The organism is Collinsella sp. 4_8_47FAA (genome assembly GCF_000763055.1).
Classification (GTDB): Bacteria; Actinomycetota; Coriobacteriia; order Coriobacteriales; family Coriobacteriaceae; genus Collinsella.
On the sequence record NZ_KN214164.1, the window covers coordinates 1 to 644 of the forward strand.

The following is a 644-nucleotide window of genomic DNA, read 5'->3' on the forward strand; positions in this document are numbered from 1 at the left end:
TTGGCAGACGGCCCTACGCCCGACCCCGAAGCCGTTCGCCTGAGACGGCTCACGTCTACGGTGTCGGGCTGCGCGGTCGCTGCGCTCCCTTGCACTCCGCGCTGCGGGCACCGTTCGCCGACCGCGGCTCACGGCACTCCGCGCCGCTGCGCGGGGCGCATCTGCGCCCCTTGCCTGAAAGGAACTCGCATGGCCATCTTCCATCTGAACTACCGCGGCTGCTCGCCCGCCACCGGGGCGGGCGCGGTCAGGAAGGCCGCGTACCAGTCGGGCCAGGCGCTTGTGGAAGAGCGGACGGGGCAGGTCTGCGACTATGCCAGGAAGGAACGCGTCGTCGAGGAGGGTCTGTCTCTGCCCGGTGGCGTGCCGCCCATCGGGCGCGGCGAGCTCTGGAACGGGGCCGAGCGGGCATGGGCCGAGGGCGGCGGCGGAAACGAGCTCGTCGCGCTGCGCTATGAGTTTGCGTTGCCGATCGAGCTCGATGCCGACGGCCGCCGCGCCTGCGTGCGCGACTTCTGCGGGATGTTCCCCGCGAAGGCGTGCGACTGGGCGATACATGATGACGGCCGCGGCGGGAACCCCCACGCTCACGTCCTCGTCTCCGCGCTCGACCTTGGCGCTCAAGGCTTCATCCAGAGGACCAA

The 644-nt window shown here is 70.8% G+C and carries 1 protein-coding gene; it reads left to right on the plus strand.

Annotated features, from left to right (window positions below; translation table 11 throughout):
* Positions 1 to 189: 189 nt before the first annotated feature.
* The coding region (locus HMPREF9463_RS10585) for a MobA/MobL family protein (protein ID WP_198019980.1) at positions 190 to 644 on the plus strand (455 nt) is incomplete at its 3' end.